Consider the following 2,671-nt stretch of genomic DNA (forward strand, 5'->3'; position numbering starts at 1 on the left):
GGCTTGCTCGCGAATGGGCCGGGTCAGTCACCATCACCTCAACTGAGACACCGCATTCGCGAGCAAGCCCGCTCCCACAGGGGGGCTGTGTTGTTGGTCAGATTTTCGTTTGCAGGACCAGATTCACAAACGCCAGCGCCGCCGCACTGTGGTAATTATTCTGCCGCCGCAACAACGCCGCCCCACGCTGCGGCGCTTCGTTCTCGACGCTCAAGCGACGCAACGCCCGGTCTTCGCTGGCAATCGCTTCGGGTAACATCGTCGCCATCGGCGAATGCCGCACCACCTCCAGCAACGTACTTACCGAGTTCACCTCGATCCGCACCTGCGGCGTGATCCCCTGCTGACGGAAATACTCATCGATCGATAACCGAGTGATGAAATCTGGCGCCAGCAAGGCGAAATCCAGTTGCGCAAGATCACGCGATGTCAGCACCGCACTGCTGTCGTACAGCGGATGCTCGCGCCCGACCATGATCCCCAGGGTTTCGGTAAACGCCGGAATACACTCAATGTCCGGGTGGCGCACCGGGGTAAAGGCAATCGCGATGTCCAGCGAATCGTCCGCCAGCCCCGCCTCGATATCATCCATCGACAGCTCGAAAATCTGCAGATGGATACCCGGATAGCGTGCGGCGAAATCACGTACCAACGGCCCGACCAGATAGGCCATGAACGTCGGGGTCATGGCCAGCCGCAAGCGCCCACGCGACAGATCCTTAACGTCATGCAACGCCCGCTTGCCCGCTTCCAACTCCACCAGCACGCGCCGCGCACACTCAATGTAAGCCTCACCGGCATCGGTGGGTTTAACGGTGCGTGAAGCTCGATCAAAAAGGGCCACCCCCAGAGTTTCTTCGAGTTGGCGGATCTGTTGCGACAAGGTCGGCTGCGACACATGCAACGCCTCCGCCGCCCGGGTGAAGCCGCCGTGATCGGCCACGGCCAGCAGATATCGCAAATGTCGCAGCAGCATGGGATCACCATCTATAGGCAGGACTTATGCGAAGCATTGTATATCGGTCTTGGACGCTATGGATCAATCGGCAGAAGATGGCTCCCACACAGCAAGCCAACCTTGAAAGGAGTGACACCATGCAACAGTCCCACGCCTACAACGATGCCAGCCTGGCCCTGACCACCCGCATTCTCGACATCAAGGCACGCAAAGGTCTGTCGTGGCAGGATCTGGCCGACGACACCGGCCTGAGCCTGGCCTACGTCACCGCTGCCCTGCTCGGCCAGCACCCACTGCCACAAGACGCCGCGCAAGTGGTTGGCGACAAACTCGAACTGGACGCCGACGCCGTTGCCGCCCTGCAGATCATCCCGCTGCGCGGCAGCCTCAGCGGCGTGCCGACCGACCCGACCATCTACCGCTTCCACGAGATGATCCAGATCTACGGCACCACCCTCAAAGCCCTGGTTCACGAGCAGTTCGGCGACGGCATCATCAGCGCCATCAACTTCAAGCTCGACATCAAGAAAGTCGAAGACCCGGAAGGCGGCTCCCGCGCCGTGGTTACCCTTGACGGCAAGTTCCTGCCGCTGCGTCCGTTCTGATCCACCCCGGCCCGCACCCCGTGTGCGGGCCCATCCAAACCTCAATTGCCAAGTCGTCACCACATCTGCCTGGAGGCTGCCCCATGCACAAAATTCTGTTGACCCTGACCCTGCTCGCCGGCCTTGCCGCCCAGGCCCAGGCTGATGAAGAGGCGATTGCCTACCGCTACGGCATGACTCTGGATATTGCTGAAATCGTGAACATCACCCCGGTCGCCGACGTCTGCGGCGTTGTACCGGTCGAGATGACCTACCTCGACAGCCACGGCGCAAAACACATTCTTCAATACAGCGAATTCGGCACCGGCTGTTCGAACTGAGAGGACAACACCATGAAAAACCTGATCGAAGGCTTCCTGAAGTTCCAGAACGAGGCGTTTCCGCAACGCACCGAGCTGTTCAAGCACTTGGCGACCACTCAAACCCCGGGCACCTTGTTCATCACCTGTTCCGACAGCCGCGTGGTGCCGGAACTGCTGACCCAGCAAGAACCCGGCGAGCTGTTCGTGATCCGTAACGCAGGCAATATCGTGCCGTCCTACAGCCCGCATCCGGGCGGGGTTTCGGCAACGGTGGAGTACGCGGTGGCGGTGCTTGGGGTGACGGACATCGTGATCTGCGGCCACTCTGATTGCGGCGCGATGACCGCGATTGCCCAATGCAAATGCATGGATCACCTGCCCGCCGTCAGCGGCTGGCTGCAACATGCCGAGTCGGCGAAAGTGGTGAACGAGGCGCGGCCGCATGCCAATGACGCGGCGAAATTGAGTTCGATGGTGCGGGAAAATGTGATCGCGCAACTGGCGAATATTCAGACCCACCCGAGCGTACGTCTGGCCCAGGAGAAGGGCCTGCTGAACCTGCATGGCTGGGTGTATGACATCGAGACCGGTTCGATCGATGCGCTGGCGGCGGATCGGCGCACGTTTGTGCCGCTGGCTGAGCAGCCGGCGACGTGCGCCGTTCAGGCAAACGCCAGCGCAGCCGCCTGATACAAATCCGCTGAGGTGAAGAGGAACTTGTGGCGAGGGGATTTATCCCCGATGGACTGCGCAGCAGGCCCGATCTCTTGGGGCCGCTTCGCGCCCCATCGGGGATAAATCCCCTC

4 protein-coding genes are annotated in these 2,671 nt (G+C 61.0%); 3 read left to right on the plus strand and 1 reads right to left on the minus strand.

Annotated elements, in window-relative coordinates; all coding sequences use genetic code 11:
- Positions 1-97 precede the first annotated feature (97 nt).
- Positions 98-976 carry a transcriptional regulator CynR gene (cynR, locus tag QMX91_RS30555; RefSeq protein WP_282413860.1) on the minus strand — a complete coding sequence of 293 codons (879 nt, stop codon included), beginning with the start codon at positions 974-976 and terminating at the stop codon, positions 98-100.
- A 119-nt stretch (positions 977-1,095) separates the two neighbouring features.
- On the opposite strand from cynR, the gene cynS reads away from it, so the two are divergent.
- The 3 genes from cynS to QMX91_RS30570 all read left to right on the plus strand — a co-directional run bounded on the left by cynS (position 1,096) and on the right by QMX91_RS30570 (position 2,555).
- Complete coding sequence (cynS, locus tag QMX91_RS30560) at positions 1,096-1,563, plus strand: cyanase (RefSeq protein ID WP_098964430.1); 468 nt, start codon at positions 1,096-1,098, stop codon at positions 1,561-1,563.
- 83 nt (positions 1,564-1,646) lie between these two features.
- A complete protein-coding gene (locus QMX91_RS30565) occupies positions 1,647-1,883 on the plus strand; it encodes a DUF2790 domain-containing protein (protein WP_097090279.1) in 237 nt (78 codons plus the stop codon).
- Positions 1,884-1,895: 12 nt separating this feature from the next.
- Positions 1,896-2,555, plus strand: coding sequence for a carbonic anhydrase (locus QMX91_RS30570; protein WP_096796352.1), 660 nt, complete (start codon positions 1,896-1,898; stop codon positions 2,553-2,555).
- The last annotated feature ends 116 nt before the right edge of the window (positions 2,556-2,671 follow it).

It is taken from the genome of Pseudomonas sp. PS01299 (genome assembly GCF_029960145.1).
Lineage (GTDB): Bacteria > Pseudomonadota > Gammaproteobacteria > Pseudomonadales > Pseudomonadaceae > Aquipseudomonas > Aquipseudomonas putida_A.